The sequence below is a fragment of the Catenulispora sp. MAP12-49 genome, assembly GCF_041262705.1.
Lineage (GTDB): Bacteria > Actinomycetota > Actinomycetes > Streptomycetales > Catenulisporaceae > Catenulispora.
Genome location: NZ_JBGCCP010000004.1, coordinates 220684 through 237908, shown reverse-complemented (window position 1 = coordinate 237908; position 17225 = coordinate 220684). Strand labels below are relative to the sequence as shown.

Annotated in this window: 17 protein-coding genes; 6 read left to right on the top strand and 11 right to left on the bottom strand. The window is 71.7% G+C overall.

The window, feature by feature from the left end:
• Positions 1 to 2: 2 nt before the first annotated feature.
• A complete protein-coding gene (locus ABIA35_RS11160; RefSeq protein ID WP_370357777.1) occupies positions 3 to 569 on the bottom strand; it encodes a YbhB/YbcL family Raf kinase inhibitor-like protein in 567 nt (188 codons plus the stop codon).
• Positions 570 to 618: 49 nt separating this feature from the next.
• On the opposite strand from ABIA35_RS11160, the gene ABIA35_RS11155 reads away from it, so the two are divergent.
• Positions 619 to 1074: a MarR family winged helix-turn-helix transcriptional regulator gene (locus ABIA35_RS11155; protein ID WP_370357776.1), complete on the top strand. Its 456-nt coding sequence runs from the start codon at positions 619 to 621 to the stop codon at positions 1072 to 1074.
• A gap of 64 nt (positions 1075 to 1138) precedes the next feature.
• Here the strand turns inward: ABIA35_RS11155 and ABIA35_RS11150 are convergent, their stop codons facing one another.
• Genes ABIA35_RS11150 through ABIA35_RS11135 form a run of 4 tightly spaced genes read right to left on the bottom strand, consistent with a single transcriptional unit; the run spans position 1139 to position 4785 of the window.
• Complete coding sequence (locus tag ABIA35_RS11150; protein ID WP_370334276.1) at positions 1139 to 1954, bottom strand: NAD-dependent epimerase/dehydratase family protein; 816 nt, start codon at positions 1952 to 1954, stop codon at positions 1139 to 1141.
• Positions 1947 to 2546, bottom strand: a complete 600-nt coding sequence (locus tag ABIA35_RS11145; protein WP_370357775.1) for a hypothetical protein — start codon at positions 2544 to 2546, stop codon at positions 1947 to 1949. The genes ABIA35_RS11150 and ABIA35_RS11145 overlap by 8 nt, the downstream gene beginning before the upstream one ends.
• Complete coding sequence (locus ABIA35_RS11140) at positions 2546 to 3823, bottom strand: glucarate dehydratase family protein (protein ID WP_370334274.1); 1278 nt, start codon at positions 3821 to 3823, stop codon at positions 2546 to 2548. The genes ABIA35_RS11145 and ABIA35_RS11140 overlap by 1 nt, the downstream gene beginning before the upstream one ends.
• Positions 3820 to 4785: a 5-dehydro-4-deoxyglucarate dehydratase gene (locus ABIA35_RS11135; protein WP_370357774.1), complete on the bottom strand. Its 966-nt coding sequence runs from the start codon at positions 4783 to 4785 to the stop codon at positions 3820 to 3822. The genes ABIA35_RS11140 and ABIA35_RS11135 overlap by 4 nt, the downstream gene beginning before the upstream one ends.
• Before the next feature lie 801 nt (positions 4786 to 5586).
• On the opposite strand from ABIA35_RS11135, the gene ABIA35_RS11130 reads away from it, so the two are divergent.
• Both ABIA35_RS11130 and pcp read left to right on the top strand, forming a co-directional pair.
• A complete protein-coding gene (locus ABIA35_RS11130; protein WP_370357773.1) occupies positions 5587 to 6036 on the top strand; it encodes a MarR family winged helix-turn-helix transcriptional regulator in 450 nt (149 codons plus the stop codon).
• Between the two features lie 80 nt (positions 6037 to 6116).
• Positions 6117 to 6734: a pyroglutamyl-peptidase I gene (pcp, locus tag ABIA35_RS11125; protein ID WP_370334272.1), complete on the top strand. Its 618-nt coding sequence runs from the start codon at positions 6117 to 6119 to the stop codon at positions 6732 to 6734.
• Between the two features lie 13 nt (positions 6735 to 6747).
• Here the strand turns inward: pcp and ABIA35_RS11120 are convergent, their stop codons facing one another.
• Together ABIA35_RS11120 and ABIA35_RS11115 are read right to left on the bottom strand one after the other, a co-directional pair.
• A complete protein-coding gene (locus ABIA35_RS11120) occupies positions 6748 to 7428 on the bottom strand; it encodes an HAD family hydrolase (RefSeq protein ID WP_370357772.1) in 681 nt (226 codons plus the stop codon).
• Positions 7429 to 7435: 7 nt separating this feature from the next.
• On the bottom strand, positions 7436 to 9655 hold the full coding sequence (locus tag ABIA35_RS11115; protein ID WP_370357771.1) for a putative bifunctional diguanylate cyclase/phosphodiesterase: 2220 nt from the start codon (positions 9653 to 9655) through the stop codon (positions 7436 to 7438).
• Positions 9656 to 9861: 206 nt separating this feature from the next.
• Between ABIA35_RS11115 and ABIA35_RS11110 the strand changes: the two genes are divergently transcribed.
• Positions 9862 to 11283: a flavin-containing monooxygenase gene (locus ABIA35_RS11110; RefSeq protein WP_370334269.1), complete on the top strand. Its 1422-nt coding sequence runs from the start codon at positions 9862 to 9864 to the stop codon at positions 11281 to 11283.
• Here ABIA35_RS11110 and ABIA35_RS11105 read toward each other — a convergent pair.
• From ABIA35_RS11105 to ABIA35_RS11095, 3 genes are all read right to left on the bottom strand, one after another.
• Positions 11276 to 11719, bottom strand: coding sequence for a VOC family protein (locus ABIA35_RS11105; protein WP_370357770.1), 444 nt, complete (start codon positions 11717 to 11719; stop codon positions 11276 to 11278). The two genes, ABIA35_RS11110 and ABIA35_RS11105, sit on opposite strands and share 8 nt — an antisense overlap.
• A gap of 18 nt (positions 11720 to 11737) precedes the next feature.
• Positions 11738 to 12553 carry a serine hydrolase gene (locus ABIA35_RS11100; protein ID WP_370357769.1) on the bottom strand — a complete coding sequence of 272 codons (816 nt, stop codon included), beginning with the start codon at positions 12551 to 12553 and terminating at the stop codon, positions 11738 to 11740.
• 64 nt (positions 12554 to 12617) lie between these two features.
• Entirely contained in the window at positions 12618 to 13562 is a 945-nt protein-coding gene (locus tag ABIA35_RS11095; RefSeq protein WP_370357768.1) for a LysR family transcriptional regulator, read from the bottom strand.
• A gap of 85 nt (positions 13563 to 13647) precedes the next feature.
• Between ABIA35_RS11095 and bla the strand changes: the two genes are divergently transcribed.
• Positions 13648 to 14634, top strand: a complete 987-nt coding sequence (gene bla, locus ABIA35_RS11090; protein WP_370357767.1) for a class A beta-lactamase — start codon at positions 13648 to 13650, stop codon at positions 14632 to 14634.
• A 124-nt stretch (positions 14635 to 14758) separates the two neighbouring features.
• Positions 14759 to 16531, top strand: coding sequence for a PP2C family protein-serine/threonine phosphatase (locus ABIA35_RS11085; RefSeq protein WP_370357766.1), 1773 nt, complete (start codon positions 14759 to 14761; stop codon positions 16529 to 16531).
• A gap of 216 nt (positions 16532 to 16747) precedes the next feature.
• Here the strand turns inward: ABIA35_RS11085 and ABIA35_RS11080 are convergent, their stop codons facing one another.
• Positions 16748 to 17206: a hypothetical protein gene (locus ABIA35_RS11080; protein ID WP_370357765.1), complete on the bottom strand. Its 459-nt coding sequence runs from the start codon at positions 17204 to 17206 to the stop codon at positions 16748 to 16750.
• Positions 17207 to 17225 lie beyond the last annotated feature (19 nt).

Genomic DNA, 17225 nt, shown 5'->3' with positions numbered 1-17225 from the left:
ACCTACCGGGCCTCGTAGGTCCCATCAAGCCGAGCCCGCCCGATGACATTGCCTGCGACAACCGCGAGCGCGTCCTTGAGCGCGAACCCAGCCGGCAGCGTCGTGGCCTGATCGAGGGCGAAAAGCTGGAACACGTACGCATGCGGCCCGTGCGAGCGGATCGGCATCGGCCCGGCGTAGCCACGGCGGCCGAGCGGGCCCTTGCCGTGCCGCAGGCCCGCGATCGGACTCGGGTTGGCGAGGGCGTTCTCCGGCAGGCCGTCGCGCGCCGGGTCGATGCCCAGGGCCAGCGCGTGGACGGCCGGCTTGCCGAAGGGGACGTCCGGATCCTGCACGACGAGCGCGAGTTCGACGGCGCCGGCCGGCGGCTGCGTCCACTCCAACGCCGGGGAGACGTTCGCGCCGAACAGCCGGCCGCGATGCGCCGCCGGGATCGGCTCCCCGTGCTCGAAGGCGGGGCTGGTCAGGACGAAGTTCTCCGCGGCCTGCAGGTCGGCGCGGGCCCAGACGAGGGTGTGCTGGCCGGCACGCCGGTTGCGCAGTGCGACACCGAGGGGGTTTGCGGGCACGGCTTCGGCTCCTTACTCGATCCAACTTCTTTAGGTATATTAAAGAGCCATGGACAAGGAAGCAAGCGAGGGCCGGAAAGCCTCCGCTACGGAGACCGAGCTCAGCGTCCAACTGCGAGCGGCGGTCGGCGGCCTGTACCGCCGTTTCCGCGGGATGCGCCCGGAGGGAGCCCTCGGCGACGCGGCGATGGACGTGCTGACCCACCTGCACAAGCACGGCCCGGCGACGCTCACCGAGCTCAGCGAGCGCGCCCGCGTCTCCGCGGCCTCGATGAGCCAGACCGTGAACCGGCTCACCTCCGGCGGCTACGCGGTCCGCACCCCCGACCCGCACGACGGCCGCAAGGTCCTGTTCCTCACGACCCCCGAGGGCGACACCATCGCCGGCGCCACACACGCCCACCGCACCGCGTGGCTCGACGAGCAGCTGAGCGCGCTCAGTCAGGAGGACCGGGCCGTCCTGGCGCGCGCCGCGGAACTGCTACGGGCTATGGCCGAGTCCTGATCATCGAGTCTTGATTATTGAGTCATCGAGTCTTGATTTTCGGGTCCTGATAAATGGAGAACGCTCAGCGCGCCCCGGGAGTCGCGATGGTGAAATCGCCGCCCAGGTAACGCACTTCGGGATCGTCGGGGTCGATCGGCTCGTCGGCGAACCGGTCGGCGTAGACCGAGGAGTCGTCCTGCGCTTCAAAGCCGAGCCGCCGCGCGGGCTCCGGGTTCCCCCACGCCGTGCGGTTCGCCGAGACGCCATAGACGATCTCGTAGCCCAGATCCGGCGCCGTGGCCAGCGCATGGAACAGCCGCACCGCGTCGCCCGGACTCAGCCAGGTGTCGAGCATCCGGCGGGTGCGGGGCCGGGTGTAGCAGGCGCCGATCCGCACGCAGGCCACCCGAAGCCCGTGGCGGTCGTGGTAGAAGGAGCCGAGCGTCTCGCCGAAGACCTTCGAAACGCCGTAGAACGTGTCGGGCCGGGGCCGCGCGTCCATGCCGATGCGCCGATCACGGAAGTCCGCTCGTTCGTAGTACCCGACGGCGTGATTGCTGCTGGCGTAGAGGAATCGCGGTACCCCCGCGCGCACAGCTGCATCAAAGGCCTGATACGTGCCGTCGATGTTGGCGTGCAGGATCGCCTCGAAGCGGTCCTCGACGGGAATCGCCGCCAGGTGGATCACCACGTCGACGTCGGCCATCGCCGCCTCGATGGTCGCCGGGTCGGTGATGTCGCCGACCACCCACTCGACGTCGCCGGGGCCGGGATCGTCCGGCACGCGCAGGTCCAGGCACCGCAGCCGCCATCCGAGCTCGGCCAGTCCGGTGCGCAGGAAGGTCCCCACTCCCCCGGCGGCGCCGGTGATGAGCATCCGGCCCAGGTCCTCAGGCATCTGCCAGTGCCTTCCCGATCGCGGTCAGGTCGTCGGCGCCGGCGAATCCGGCGTGGTAGATCCGGACGCCCGCGGCTCCGGCCGCTCGGACATCGGCGATGACCCGCGCCAGCCCTTCGGGGTCGCCGCCCATGCCGCGGATCCCGAGCAGCCCGGCGTATACCTGCACGCCGTGCCCCCTGCCAGGCACCACCTCGCCCATGGCTTCGACCGAGGCTTCGACCGGCGCCGCGCTGCCGTTCCAGCAGTTGACCACGACGCCGGTGGTCCCGGTCGGCAGCGTCGCCATGTCGACCCCGGTGTTGGCCAGGCTCACCCGGGGCCGGGGTGTGGCATGGAAGGACGCTGCGAAACTCGGCTCCGGCAGCAGGTGCGACCACGCCGGTCCGACCGGCAGATACGCGGCGCTGCGTTCGGCGACGACCACCCGGTGCCCCGGATGCCGGGGAGTCAGCGCGCGGGTGGCGTGGTAGAACGCTGCGACAGTGGCATATCCCACTCCCAGGCCCGCCACCCGCTCGGCCGCCGCCGGGTCCCCGACCACGTCCCAGGGGTACACGTAGATCCCGGCATCGAAGGTCCCCGCGGCCATCAGAACCTCGGCCGCTTCCCGCTGAACTCCGGCTGCACGCGGCGCATCCACGTCGCGTCGTCGCGCTTGCGGAATCCGCAGGTCAGATACTGCTCGTGCAACCGGGCCAGGGCGTCGGGGTCGATCTCGACGCCGAGCCCGGGGCCGTCGGGGACGGCCAGCGCGCCGTCGGCGAACCGCAGCGGGCCGCCGGCGATGACCTCCTCGGTCTTCCACGGCGAGTGCGTGTCCAGCGCGTAGGTCAGGTTCGGCGTGGCGGCGGCCAGGTGCGTCATCGCCGCGAGGCTGATCCCCAGATGCGTGTTCGAGTGCATCGACAGCCCGAGGCCGAAGGTCTGGCACATCGCCGCCAGGTTCTGCGTGGCCCGGAAGCCGCCCCAGAAGTGGTGGTCGGACAGGATCACCTGGACCGCGCCGAGGCGCACCGCCTCGGGGATCTCGGCGAACCCGGTGACGCACATGTTGGTCGCCAGCGGCAGGGAGGTCTTGGCCGCGACCTCGGCCATGCCGGGGATCCCGGCAGTGGGGTCCTCCAGGTACTCCAGTTCGCCCTCCAGCGCCGCCGCAACGCGATGGCTGGTCTCCACCGACCAGTTCGCGTTCGGGTCCAAGCGCACCGGGCGATCGGGGAATTCGCGTCGCAGAGCCTTGACGGCCGCGACTTCCTCCTCGGGCGCGAAGACACCACCCTTGAGCTTCAGCGACTTGAATCCGTACCGCTCCACCATGCGGCGGGCCTGCGCCACGATCCCGTCCGGATCCAGCGCCTCGCCCCAGTCGTCAGCGGGGAAGTCGCCCGGGTGCTCGGCCCACTTGTAGAACAGGTAGGCGCTGAAGTCGACCCGGTCGCGGACCGGGCCGCCGAGCAGGTCCACGACGCGGCGGCCGGTCGCCTTGCCCTGGATGTCGAAGCACGCAACCTCGAACGCCGAGACCGCCTGCGCGACTGTCTTGTCCGCGCTGGCGGCGCCGATCAGCTCGGTCGGCGAGGAGGCCGACGCCGAGGCCAGGGCCCCGGCCACGCGGCGGGTGAGCTCGTTGAGGTGGAAGACGTCCAGGCCGGGCAGCGTCGCGGCGGCCTGGCGCAGCTGGGCGAGCGTGGTGTCGTCGCCGTAGGCCTCGGAGACGCCGGTGATGCCGGCGTCGGTGCGGACCTGGATGATCGAGCGGAGCTGGAACGGCTCGTGGACGCCGGAGGCGTTCAGCAGCGGCGGGTCGGCGATCGCCACCGGGGTGATGTCGACGCCGGTGACGATCGGCCCCGGCCCGGTGCTCACGCCGTACCTCCCACCTTGTGCTCGGCCAGCACCGCGCGGCCGTCGGCGATCAGCTTCTCCAGCTGCGCCAGGTGGTCCGGCTCCGGCTCGGTCAGCGGCGCGCGCACCGGCCCGGCGTCCAGGCCGTCCAGCCGTACGGCGCTCTTCACCAGCGACACCGCGTAGCCGACACCCTTGTTCCGCAGCTCGACCAGCGGCTTGTAGAAGCGGTCGATCAGCGCGTCGGCGAGCGCCCCGTCGCCGTCGCGCAGGGCGTGGTAGAACGCCAGCGCGATGTCCGGGGCGAAGCAGAACACCGCCGAGGAGTACAGCGGGACGCCGATCCCGCGGTAGGCGAGCTGCGTGAGCTCAGCGGTGGGCAGGCCGTTGAGGAACAGCAGGCGGTCGGCGCCGTGCCGCATGCGGACCGCCGAGACGATGCGCTGCATGAGGTCCAGGTCGCCCTTGCCGTCCTTGAAGCCGATGATGTTCGGCACCTCGGCCAGGTCCGCGACGGTCTCCGGGGCGAAGGTGACGTTGTCGCGCTGGTAGACGATGAGGTCCAGATCGGTGCGGGCGGCGATGGTCCGGTAGTGGTCCAGCAGCCCCTGCTGGCTGCCGGCCACCAGGTAGGGCGGCAGCACCAGCAGGCCGTCGACCCCGGCCTGCTCGGCGCCGGCGGTGAAGGACGCGGCGAGCGCCGAGCCGTACCCGACGCCCCCGAACACCGGCACCCGCCCCGCCGTGACCTGCACCGCGACCCGCAGCACATCGGCATACTCGCGCAGCTCCAGGGCCGAGAACTCCCCGGTCCCGCACGCCGCGAACACCGCCGAGAGCCCGGGACGCTCCGGGTCCAGCAGCGCCAGCCGGCTCTCCAGGTGGGCGGCGAACGCGTCGAGGTCGACGCGGCCCCGATCCGCGCTGAACGGGGTGACCGGGAAGAAGAGCAGGCCGTCGAGGCGGTCTGTCAGGGTACTCATGATGCTTCCTCATGCTCTCGATGCCGCCGAGGGCCGATCCCGACGCCGCCGGGCGCCCGCGACCGTCCGCTCCTCATGATCCAGGGGTAGCACGACCGGGGCCCCGGCGCCCAGTGGCGCGGGGTCCGGCGGCCCATGAGAGGGCGTCCGAGCGGGGCGGAGAGGTCCGCCCCGGAAGAGCATTTCCGCCGGTCAGATCGCCGTGATGCGTCGGCGACCGGCTGGACGGGAGCGTGCTGAACGGCCGCGGCCGCCGCGGCCCCCACGGCCGCGACGGCCGGCACATGATCAGTTCCCCCACCCGGTGTCCCAGGCGCTGATCGCACCGCTGGCCGGGCCTGGCTTGGTCGTGGACATCGTTCCCCCTCACAGATGTCGGAGCCGACGGTTGGCCGCCGATGTGCCACCTGCCGTCCAGCCTTCCAAGCGCGCCTCTAAGGGGCCTAACACCGTGCTAACAACCCGGCGCCACCAGGGCGGGCTCCAGCGCGATCACCGGAAAACGGCGCGTCGTCCTGGCCTGATAGAGCTCGACTTGCGGGGCCATGGCGGCGAAGCGCTGATAGGCCGCCTCGCGCTCCTCGCCGGTCAGTACCTTGACGCTCGCCGCGTGGTCAGCAGCAGGATCGGCAGACCGGCCAGGCGGCCGCCGACCATGCCGCCGTTCGCGCGGACTCCTCGATCACCGGATCTTGCGCCGTCATCGGATCTCTCGGGATGGTTTGACCGGAATTGGCCCGCAGGAAAAATAGTGATACACCACCACTATAGAGAACCCCCACTCGCGCTACAGTGGCCCCGATGCACCTGCCCGCCGAACTGCCCGAACCGGAGACCGAGCACCAGCGCTTAGTCCTCGCGGCCGACCTCGCCCTGCTCGGCCTCGCCGAGCGCCTGCGGCAGCACTGGACCCGGCACGCCGCGGCCGTCGGCCTGTCCAACGCGCAGATCAAGGTCCTGCTCCTGCTGGAGCCCAGCCGCCCGCAGCCGATGCGCGCGCTGGCGGTCAGCCTGGACTACGACACCTCCAACCTGAGCAGCCTGGTGGACCGCCTGGAGCGGCGCGGTGCCGTCGAGCGCCGCCCCGATGCCGGCGACCGGCGCGTCAAGGCCCTGGTCCTGACGCCCGAGGGGCTGCGGCTGCGCGAGACGTTCTGGCGGGCGCTCACCGCCGATCCCGGTCCGATGGCCCCGCTGGACGTCGAGCAGCTGCGGACGCTGGTCGGGGTGCTGGAGACCGCCGCCGACTGATCTCTGCCAACCAGAAATCCTTGCCGATCAGAAATCTCTGCCGATCAGAAATCTTTGCCGACCAGAAAGTGGAGAACCCCGTGTCCCGTGTCCTGCTCACCGGTTTCGAGCCCTTCGGCGGCGACGAGGTCAACGCGTCCTGGGAAGCGGTCCGGCTGGTCGGGCAGCAGCCGCCGGACGGCGTCGAGCTGAGCGTGATGCAGCTGGACTGCGTCTTCGGGCGCGCGCCGGAGCAGCTGGCGGACGTGATCCGGGAGACCGGGCCGGAGCTGGTGGTCTGTGTCGGGCAGGCCGGCGGGCGGACGGACATCACGCTCGAGCGCGTCGCGATCAACCTCGACGAGGCCCGTATCCCCGACAACGCCGGGGTTTCCCGGCACGGCACCCCGGTGGTCGCCGACGGGCCGACGGCCTACTTCTCCTCGCTGCCGGTGAAGGCTTGCACGGCCGCGGTTCAGGAAGCGGGAGTGCCCGCGTCGTTGTCCTACACAGCCGGCACGTTCGTCTGCAACCACGTGTTCTACGGCCTCATGCACCTCATCGCCACCGAGCTCCCCGAGATCCGCGGCGGGTTCGTCCACGTCCCGGCGCTGGACTCGCTTCCGGCCGCGACCGCGGCTGAGGGGCTGCGGGCCCTGCTGACCGCCGCGGTGCACACGACCGAGGACATCGAGGCTCCCGCCGGCTACACCGACTAGGGCCCTACACCGACTAGGCTTCCGAGGCCCGCACGATCGCGAAAGCCTCCGTGATCGTCGCGACGATGTGCGTCGGCGCCGCGAACCCCGCGGGCAGCGGCTCGCCCTGGGAGATCCAGATGGTCCGCAGCCCGGCGGCCGCTCCCCCGGCGATGTCCTTGTCCAGCCGGTCGCCGACCATCCAGCCGCGCGGCCCGAGCTCCACCCCGAGTTCGCCGGCCGCGATCTCGAAGATGCGCCGGTCCGGCTTGCGGTGGCCGGCGGCCTCGGAGTCGACGACGGCGTCGACGTGCGGGCGCAGGCCCACGCTGTCCACCTTGGCCTGCTGGACCAGCGTGGAACCGTTCGTGACCACGCCGAGCCGCCAGCCGTCCCCGCGCAGGTCCGCCAACCCGCTTCGCACCTGCTGCTCCAGCACGAATTTGCCCGGGAACACCGCGGCGACGTGTTCCATGAGCTGCCCGTCCGACGCCGTTATGCCGTACCGTCCGCGCGCGTCGGCGACGAAGTCCCGCCAGTTCGAGGCGGCAGCGACGCGCTCGTACACGTCGGCGGCGGCATCTGGGCTGCCCGGGTTGCCCGGGATGCCCATGACGCCCGTGACGTACTCGGCGGCGAAGTCCACGGACCAGGCGCGCAGCGCGGCCTTCGCGTCCACCAGCGTGTCGTCGAGGTCGAAGAAGGCGAAGCGCATTCCGCGATCATAGGTGCAGCGCCTCGAACGCCCCGGCGAAGACCGGCTCGGCGAACAGGTAGCCCTGGCCCTGGTCGCAGCCGAGCGCGCGCAGGGCGTCGTACTGCGCGTCGCTCTCGATGCCCTCGCCGACCGTGATCATGCCGAGGGCGTGGGCCATGGTGATGACCGCGGTGACGATCGCCGAGTCGCCGCCCTCGTGCTCCAGCCCGTTGACGAAGGCGCGGTCGATCTTCAGCGCGTCGGCGGGGATGCGCCGCAGGTGGCCCAGCGAGGAGTAGCCGGTGCCGAAGTCGTCGAGCGCGATGCGCACGCCGAGGTCGGAGACCTGGGACAGCACCGCCTGGGCGAACCGCGGCGCCTCGTGCACGGCGGTCTCGGTGACCTCCAGCCACAGCTGCTCCGGCTTGAGCCCGCTGCGGTTCAGCGCGCCGGCGACCTCGGCGACCAGCCCTTCGTCGTTGAGCTGGCGCGGGGACAGGTTCACGGCCATGGTCAGCGGCGGCCGGCCGGGACCGCGGCGCGCGTTCCAGACCGCCATCTGCCCGCACGCCTCGTGCAGGACCCAGCGGCCGATGGGCACGATGAGGTCACAGTCCTCTGCGATGGCGATGAAGGTGGACGGGGGCAACAGGCCGCGCTCGGGGTGCTGCCAGCGGATCAGCGCCTCCATGCCGGTGATCCGCCGGTTGCGCAGGTCGTACACGGGTTCGTAGACGAGGCGGAACTCCTGCTTGTCGATGGCGCGGCGCAGTTCGCTCTCCAGCCACAGCCGGGAGACCGCTTCCTCGCGGACGCTGTCGTCGAAGAAGACATAGCTGCCCGATCCGTGGTTGCGCGCCTTGACCCGGAACATGGCCGCGTCGGCGTCCCGCAGCAGCGCGTCGGCCGTCGTCATCGGGTCGGAGGTCACGGTGATCCCGATGCTGGCGCTGATGTGGATCGGCTGGCCGTCGCTGTCGAAGGGGGCGGCCAGGGCCCGGGACACCCGCCGGGCCACCGCCGCGGCGTCCTTGCGGCCCTGGACGTGCTCGCACAGGATCACGAACTCGTCGCCGCCGAAGCGGGCGACCAGGTCGCCCTCGCCGCTCACCGCGCTGCGCAGGCGGGCGGCGGTGGCCACGAGCAGCGCGTCGCCGGCGGCGTGGCCGAGGCTGTCGTTGACCACCTTGAAGCGGTCCAGGTCCAGGAACAGCACGGCCAGGCGGTCGGCGTCGGCGCGCATCCGGGCCAGGGCCGCCTCGATGCGGTCGACGAGCAGCGTGCGGTTGGGCAGGCGGGTCAGCGGGTCGGTCACGGCCTGGTCGGCCAGGGCGTCCTCGATGCGCTTGCGGTCGGTCAGATCGTGGCTGACGGTCAGGACGCTCACCACGGCCCCACTGGCATCCCGCTCGGGCACCAGGCGGGTGTGGAAGAAGCGGCGCGTGCCGCCCAGGACGAGGTCGTGCTCCACCTCGTCGCCGACGCCGGTACGCAGCACCCGCCGCAGCGTCTGCTCCCACTCCTGCACGAACTCCAGGGGGTGCCCGGCCTCCCGGTTGGTGCGCCCGACCAGCTCGTTCTCCGGCACACCGGCCGCCCGCAGCGCCGCGGGGTTGGCGTAGGTGTAGCGCAGCTGCCGGTCGAAGCGGCACATCGGATCGGGACTGGACTCGATCAGAGCCCGCAACTCGGTGCCGATCCGGTCCAGCTCGGCGGTCTTGGCCCGCAGCTGCGCCTCGGTGGTGGTGCGCGCGGTGATGTCACGGGAGATGCCGAAGGTGCCGATGATCATCCCGTCGAAGTCCCGCAACGGCTGCTTGCTACAGCTGAAGACGTGCTCGGAGCCGTGCGGCAGCGTGATCGCCTCGCGGATGTCGAACATCGGCACCCCGGTCCGGATGATCTCCTCCTCGTCCCGCTGCGCGACCCGGGCGTGCTGCTCGGTGAAGTAGTCGAAGTCGGTCCTGCCGATCATCTCGGCCGGATCGGCGGCCCCGGTGAGGTCGGCCTGGCTGCGGCTGACGCGGATGAAGCGGGACCGGCGGTCCTTGAAGTAGATGGTGTCGGCGGAGCTGGACAGGAGGTTGTGCAGGCAGATGCGGTCGAGCTGGTCCTGGTCCTGGTCCAGGTCGGGGGGCTCGTCCTGGCTCTGGTCCTGGCTCTGGTCCTGGCTCTGGTCCTGCCTCTGGTCCTGGCTCTGGTCCTGCCTCTGATCCTGGCTCTGGTCATGCTCACCGACAGACATCGCGCCGACCGATCCGCGCAGGACAGACCGTGTGACTGCGCCATGCGCTGTTCTCGTCCTAATGCCTACAGTCCTTTCCATGCTAAACCCGGGTCCAGCCGTGCGGTAAGGCCTGCGCGGTCGGCTTTGCGCTGCTCAGGGGTACCTCCCCGGGCGGCACCTCCCGACATCTATCCAGCGGATCAGCCTTCTGTGACACTTTGCGCATGCAGATCGCCGTCATCGGAGCGGGAATCGCCGGGCTGGCCGCGACCAAGGTGCTCACGGCAGTGGGGCACGAGGTCGCCACGTTCGACTGCGAGCCGGAGGTGGGCGGCGTGTGGAGTCCCACGCGGCACTACCCTGGCCTGACCACACAGAACACCCGGATGACCTACGAGTTCTCCGACCATCCCGCGCCCGATTCGTGGCCGGACTACCCGAGTGCGGCGCAGTGGCACTCCTATCTGCGCGGCTATGTCGACCGCTTCGGCTTCGGCGCGAACCTGCGGCTGGGGACCGGGGTCGCGCTGGCCAAGCCCACCGCCGCCGGTTGGGACGTGTCCCTGGACTCCGGGGAGCACGTCGAGGCGGCGCATCTGGTGATCGCGAACGGCGTGTTCTCCCGCCCGATGGTGCCCGAGTGGCCGGGGCGGGCGGCGCACGCCGATGCCGGCGGCGTGGTCAAGGCCCCGTCGCAGCGGCTCGGCCTGGACGACGGACGCGGCCGGCACGTGGTGGTCGTCGGCTACGGCAAGTCGGCCTGCGACACCGCGATGGCGCTGGCCACGGTCGCGGAGTCGGTCACGATGGTGCCGCGCCGGCTGCTGTGGAAGGGCCCCAAGATCCTGCTGGGCAAGCACTTCGAGGACGTGGCGATCACCCGCCTCGGCGAGGTGCTGTTCGCCAACCCGCGGCGCTTCGGCCCGGTGTTCGGCGTCCTGAGCCGGGCGACGGTCAAGCAGCAGGGCCTGGCCGCCCTGGGCCTGATCCCGCCCGGCCGCTTCGAGGACATCGCCTCCAGCAGTGCGAGCCTTGCCACCGACGGCTTCTTCGACGCGGTGCGCTCCGGGGCGATCGCCATACGCCGCGACCGTTCCATCGCCGAGTTACGCGGCCAGGACGGCCCGCAGGCCGTGCTGGACGACGGCACGGAGCTGCCCGCCGACCTGATCGTCGCCGCCACCGGCTTCGAGCAGAGCGTGCCGTTCCTGGACCAGACGCTCACCGCGCAGAACCCGGACGGCGACTTCGAACTGTTCCGCAACGTCCTGCCCCACCACATCCCGAACCTGACCTTCGCCGGCTACAACACCTCGCTGGTCAGCTCCCTGAGCGCCGAGGTCGGGGCGACCTGGACAGCAGCCCTCCTGGCAGGCTCCCTGACCCTGCCCCCGCTCCCGGCGCGCCAGGCCCAGGTCCGCGCGGACCTCGCGGCGCGCAAGGCACGCATGCGCGGCAAGTACGCGAGCGGCACGGTGGTCCTGCCCCGCTCGCTGGGGAACATCGACCGCATGCTGGGCGACATGCACGCCGTGCTGCCTCGGCGCACGCGGCTGGCGCAGTGGACGCGGCGGTCGTACTCGACCGACTTCCGCGAGACGCTGGCCGCCGCGGCGCGGGAGTTGGGGGCCGCGACCATCAGTTGATGTCGAACTCGTTGCCCTCGGGGTCCTTCATCCCGACCGCGTAGTGGTCGAGCCCGTCCTGCTGCATGACCACCGTCTGCGTCGCGCCCAGGCCCACCAGCCGCCGCGCCTCGGCATCCACCCGCCGCTTGCGCTCCTCGAACGGATCCGATCGCTCGCCGCCGGCATGGATGTCGATGTGCATCCGGTTCTTCACCGCCTTCGCCTCGGCGACCGCGTTGAACCAGATCGCCGGGCCCTCGCCGGCCGGGTCGCTGATCCGGTCGGCGCCCTCGGGCAGCTCGTCCTCCGGCAGGCCGAGGTCGCGGTAGTAGTCGTTCCACGTGGCGAAGCCGGCCGGCGCAGGGGCGAGCACGTAGCGCAGGGCCGCGGCCCAGAAACGGGCCTGCCGGTCGGGGTCGGCGCAGTCGATCACCAGCTGGTAGCGGACTGACATCGGGATCCTCTGCCTCTCCTAGGGGTCGCGCAGGTGGTCGTGCAGCGCGCGGGCGATCCGGCCGATGAGCGCGTCCACCGCGGGCTGCGCCACCGCCGGCACTGTCGATTCGGTCATCGCGACGACCGCGTACGTCTGGCCGTCTTCGTGCTCGACGACGCCCGCGTCGTGCCGCAGGTTCAGCAGGGTCCCGGACTTGGAGGCCCACGAGGTGGCGTCCGAGATGAAGTCGGGCCCGAGACGGCGCTGAAGGATCCCATCGCTCATCAGGGCTCTCACCCGAGCGGCGACCCGCGGATGGATCGCGGTCGGGCGCCACAACTCCTGCAACAGGTCGGCGAGCGCCCGCGCGGTACCGGTGTTGGCGCGGGTGAGGTCCAGATGCGCGAGGGGATGGCCGCCGCCGGGAGTGCGCGCGCCCATCGCCAGCGTGTGCGCCAGCCCGGGTTCGCCGCCGAAGACGCCGAGCAGGTCGCGCATCGGATGCCGCACCGCGATGCCGCCGATCCCGGCCTCGGCCAGGGTACGGTCCACCTCGCTCGGCGGCACCAGCCCGAACAGCGCGTCGGCGGCGGCGTTGTCGCTGATCGCGATGGCGAGGTAGATCAGATCCTCGATCGCGACGCGGGCCGGGTGCAGGAAGCGGCCGACGCCGATCGGCGGGGGCGGCTTGCCGGGATCCGGGACGAGCTCGAGCATCCGCGCGCCGTCGAGCCGTCCGCCCCGGATCGCTTCCAGCACGGCGATCGCCAACGGCACCTTGACCACCGAGGCGATCGGGTAGATGACGTCGGCATCGACGGCGATCTCCTGGCCGGTGTCCAGATTCCGCACAAGGAAGGACCCTGACAAGCCGGCTTCCGCCAACCTCTCGCGGCAATCCGCGATCAGACTTCTGTCACGCATCGGCGGCCCCCAACGCCCGCGCCAACAGGGCGCCGAGAAGCGTCTGGACCAGCAAGGCATCCTCGCCGATGTCCGAGACGACGCTGTAACCCCGCGCGACCGGCGCCTCGGCGATCGGCCGCCAGAGCAGGCCGAGTTCATGAGCCTGGCCGGCGGAGGCGAGCACGAAATCGTCGGTGCGCAAAGCGGCTCCGACCGCCGTGACCAGCGAGGCCGCGACCGAGATCTGTGCCGGCAGCAACGCCGCACGGTGCCCGGCGCGCTGGAGCACGTCGCGCACGTAGGGGACGTCGTCCTCGGGCTGGATCCAGACGCGGCGCAACGCCGGTTCGGTCCGCGACGGCCGCAGCGATTCCAGCCGCATCGGCCGAGGCGGCGACGGCGACGGCCATGGCGGTGGCGGTGGCGAAACAGAACCCTGCGAACCTGGCGAACCCTCGTGCCGACCCGGCGCCGGCGGCCGCGCGAGCCCGAGCGGGACGACCCAGACCGCCTCCGTCGGCGGCACCGCCTGCACAGCGGCGCGCACCGCCTTGTCCCGCATCCAGGCCGCGCGCTGCTCCGGGCCCGCACACCGGATGTCCAGGGCCACGTCCACCTCCCGCGCCGCGGCGTCCAGCAACGCCAGGTCCCGCACACCGCAGGTCTCCGGCACGGCCAGGGTCAGCGGCCGCAGCTTGGCCTCGGCGGCGTGGTGTTCGAGCGCTTCGGCGTACTGCACGAGCCGTTTCGCCGGCGCCAGCATGTCCTGGCCGAAGACGGTGAGCACGGCCCGGCGCGCCGTGCGGTCGAACAGCGGCTGCCGGAAGTGTTTCTCCAACGCGGCCACGCGGCGGCTGGCGACGGACTGCGGGATGCCCTCGGCGGCGGCGCCGAGGGTGAAGCTGCCACGCTCGGCCACGCTGGTGAAGATGCGGCAGGCGCTGACGAGGTCCACGGGATCAGATCGTATGCCGGAACAGCATGGAACATGGCATCCGGGTCTTTGACCGGATGGATCATTCCCGGCCAGGGTGGCGTGCATGAGCACATTCACGGAGCGGATCCTTGCCCGCACGGTCCCGATCGCGGCCTCGTTCGGCGTGGCGGCCGCGGCGCTCGGCGGGTGTTCCACGGCTTCGCACGCTGCGGCAGCGACACCGACGAGCAGCAGCACGGCCACATCGGCACCGGCGGCGGCGACCGCATCCGCGTCCGCGTCCGCGACGACCGCTCCGTCGAGCTCCGGCAGCGATTCGGCGGCCTTCGCAGACCTCGAATCCCGCTATCACGCACAACTGGGCCTCTACGCCCTGGACACCGGTTCCGGCCGCTCGGTCGCGTTCCAAGCAGACAACCGGTTCGCGTTCTGCTCGACGGTCAAAGCCCTGGCCGCCGCCGAGATCCTGCACCGTGACAGCGACGCGCAGCTGGCCCAGACCATCACCTACAGCGTCTCCGACCTCGTCGACTACTCCCCGGTCACCGGGCAGCACGTGAACGGCGGCATGACGCTCACGGCGGTGATGACCGCCGCGATCGAGGTCAGCGACAACACCGCGCTGAACCTGATGTTCAACCAGCTCGGCGGCCCGGCGGGCCTGCAGTCCGCGCTGCGGGCCCTGAACGACCCGACCACCAGCGCCGACCGCACCGAGCCGACCGTCAACTCCGCCGTGCCCGGCGACGTGCGCGACACCAGCACCCCGCGCGCGCTCGCCGAGGACCTGCGCGCATACGTGCTCGGCGACACCCTCACCCCGCAGCGGCGCACGCTGTTGACCTCCTGGCTCACCGCGAACACCACCGGCGGCCCCTACATCCGGGCCGGCGTCCCGGCCGGCTGGACGGTCGGCGACAAGACCGGCAACGGCGACTACGGCACGCGCAACGACATCGCCGTCCTGTGGCCGCCGCACCGCGCGCCGATCGTGATCGCGGTGCTCTCCGACCGCGACGGCAAGGACGCGACCTCCGCCGACGCCCTGATCGCCGACGCCACGAAGCTCGCCCTGCGGCAACTGGGCTGATCTGGCCGAACCGATGCCCGGCCGGGATATCGCAACTGCTTGACCTGCGAATTCATCCGCACCATCGCCTCGGGTCGAACAATCACCTACGATTAAGCAACCGATCAGGTGATGATCCCGATAGATGGACATGGACGACGGGCACTCGCGGAACGAGGCACGAGACGCGCACGCCGACGCTGCCCGCGGCACCGTCGCCTCGCTGAGCACCGAGCTGCTGGTCGGCATCCTGGCCGAGGCCCCGATCGGGATGGGTCTGCTCAACGCCGAACTGCGCTGGGTGTACACCAATGCGGCCTTCCTCTCCGCGACCGGCCTGGACGCGGCCCAGATCCTGAACCGGCCGGCCGCCGCGACGCCGTTCGCCGCCGACCTGCCGGCCATCAGGCGCGTCCTGCTCGAGGGGAACCCGCGGGACGGTGCGCACGACGGTGCGCGCGACGGTTCTGACGGCGCCAATAACGCCGGTGCCAGTGCCACCGCCGAGGCCGGGCTCGTCACCGCCACCGGGACCGGCTGGCACGTCCGCTACCGGCGGCTGGAGGTCGACGGCCGGATCGCCGGGGTGGTGGCCGCCGTGACCGGGCCCGCGACGCCGGACCAGCGGCGGCTGGACCAGGCGCGCCGCCGGCTGGCGATGCAGGGCGCGGCGGCTGAACGCATCGGCACCACGCTCGACGTGGACATCACCTGTATCGAGCTGGCCGAGCTCACGGTGCCGGCGATGGCGGACCTGACCATCGTCGAGGTACTGCCGTACGAGGTCGGCGACCGCGGCAAGGGCGGTGCGCCAGAGGCTCCGCGCATGCGCCGGGCCGCACTGGCCTGCGCGCCGGAACTGCGCCGCCGGCTCGGCACGCTGGCCATGCCCGGCGCCTCGGTGCGGCCCGGTGCCGACTCCGCCGTCGCGCGCAGTCTGGCCGCGGGCTGGCTGGTCATGGCCAACCGGCTGTCCGATGCGGAGCTGGAGGACCAGGCTGCGAGCCCGGAGATCCTGGCTGCCTACCGGATGGCCGGCGTCGACTCGGTCCTGGCCGTGCCGCTGAGCGCGCGCGGACGGCTGGTCGGGGTGATGACGCTGGCGCGCGGGCGCGGCCGCGAGGGGTTCAGCGACGACGACGCGGTCCTGATCCGGGATCTCGCCGACCGGGCGGCGGTCAGCGTCGAGAACGCCCGGCAGTACGCCGACTCCCAGAGCGTGACCCTGGAGCTGCAGCGTGCGCTGCTGGTCGAACCGGGCCGTCCGCACTCCAACCTGGAGGTCGCCGCGCGCTATCTGCCCTCCGGCAACCGCGCGCTGGTCGGCGGCGACTGGTACGAGATCGTGCGGCTGCCGTTCGGCCGGACGCTGCTGGTCATGGGCGACGTCATGGGACACGGGGTCGAGGCCGCGGTCGACATGAGCATCTACCGCTCGGCGATCCGCGACGCCGGCGGCATGGACCTGCCGCCGCACGGGATCCTGCGGCATCTGGACAACCTGATCTCCAAGGACGACACGGCCCGTCCGGCGACCTGCCTGCTCGGCGTCGCCGACCCGAACCGGGGGCGCTGGACGTTCGCGAACGCCGGGCACCTGCCGCCGGCGCTGTTCGCCGCCGACCGTCCCACCGAGCTGGTCGGGCTGCCGACCGGGCCGCCGCTGGGGACCGGCGTGGGCGGATACGAGCAGGTGATCGTCGACCTGCGGCCGGACCAGGTGCTGCTGATCTACACCGACGGCCTGGTGGAGCGGCGCGGCGAGGACATCGACGTCTCGCTGGCCCGGCTGGCCTCGTTGCCGCTCCCGGCCGGCGGCGGGCTGGAGGACCTGCTCGACGACGCGCTGCGCCTGGTCGCCCCGGCGGCGGTCGAGGACGACATCGCGCTGCTGGCGGCGCGCGCCACGCCGCGGTAAGCGGCTGCTCTGCGACATCTTCGCGGCTATGCGGCTGCTCAGTGGTGAACGCCTCGGGGACGATCGTCGGCGCACAGTCGGGCAAGTGCTTGAGCGTGTACGGGGCCTCGACGGCGAACTATGCGGACACTGAGATCTACACGTGCAACGGGAGCAGCAGCGAGAACTGGAGTGAGCAGCCGTAGGCGAAGCGAGGCGGGTCCAGGCCGACGCGGCCTAGGGAGTTTCCCCGGACAACCGGACACTCTCGCGCGCGGACACCTGGACCCGCGCTGCTTTCCGCGCCGCGGCGGCCGAGCGGGGTGGCGCCGAGCTGAACATCGCGACGGTCTGGTCGAGCGCCCACAGCGCGTCGTCCATCAGCGCGGCGGCGTATCGGCCGGACCGGACGCGAGCCAGCAGGTCGGCGTAGTCCCAGGGGACTGCGAAGCTGTCCCACAGCTCGGCGGTCGATCGCCGGGACAGGTGGCTCAGGAATCGGTCGGCGCTGGCCGCGACGGCCTGGGACAGCTCATCCTGTTCGGCCGGACTCAACGCCGCCCCCGCCCGCGCCAGGACGGCCTGCGCCAGCCGGCTCACGTCCCGGGCCGGCAGGCCCAGGTTCTCGCCGGGCAGCCCGGGCAGCAGGGCTTCGGCGGCGGCCTGGGTGCGGCGGCGGGCGGAGCGCTTCATCACCGACGGGAGCGTACGCGCT

What these genes read in the sequence shown, in the direction of transcription:
- ABIA35_RS11155 (WP_370357776.1), top strand. Translation starts at nt 619, where the DNA reads ATGGACAAGGAAGCAAGCGAGGGCCGGAAAGCCTCCGCTACGGAGACC.
- ABIA35_RS11150 (WP_370334276.1), bottom strand. Translation starts at nt 1,954, where the DNA reads ATGCCTGAGGACCTGGGCCGGATGCTCATCACCGGCGCCGCCGGGGGA.
- ABIA35_RS11145 (WP_370357775.1), bottom strand. Translation starts at nt 2,546, where the DNA reads ATGGCCGCGGGGACCTTCGATGCCGGGATCTACGTGTACCCCTGGGAC.
- ABIA35_RS11135 (WP_370357774.1), bottom strand. Translation starts at nt 4,785, where the DNA reads ATGAGTACCCTGACAGACCGCCTCGACGGCCTGCTCTTCTTCCCGGTC.
- ABIA35_RS11130 (WP_370357773.1), top strand. Translation starts at nt 5,587, where the DNA reads ATGCACCTGCCCGCCGAACTGCCCGAACCGGAGACCGAGCACCAGCGC.
- ABIA35_RS11120 (WP_370357772.1), bottom strand. Translation starts at nt 7,428, where the DNA reads ATGCGCTTCGCCTTCTTCGACCTCGACGACACGCTGGTGGACGCGAAG.
- ABIA35_RS11115 (WP_370357771.1), bottom strand. Translation starts at nt 9,655, where the DNA reads ATGTCTGTCGGTGAGCATGACCAGAGCCAGGATCAGAGGCAGGACCAG.
- ABIA35_RS11110 (WP_370334269.1), top strand. Translation starts at nt 9,862, where the DNA reads ATGCAGATCGCCGTCATCGGAGCGGGAATCGCCGGGCTGGCCGCGACC.
- ABIA35_RS11105 (WP_370357770.1), bottom strand. Translation starts at nt 11,719, where the DNA reads ATGTCAGTCCGCTACCAGCTGGTGATCGACTGCGCCGACCCCGACCGG.
- bla (WP_370357767.1), top strand. Translation starts at nt 13,648, where the DNA reads ATGAGCACATTCACGGAGCGGATCCTTGCCCGCACGGTCCCGATCGCG.
- ABIA35_RS11085 (WP_370357766.1), top strand. Translation starts at nt 14,759, where the DNA reads ATGGACATGGACGACGGGCACTCGCGGAACGAGGCACGAGACGCGCAC.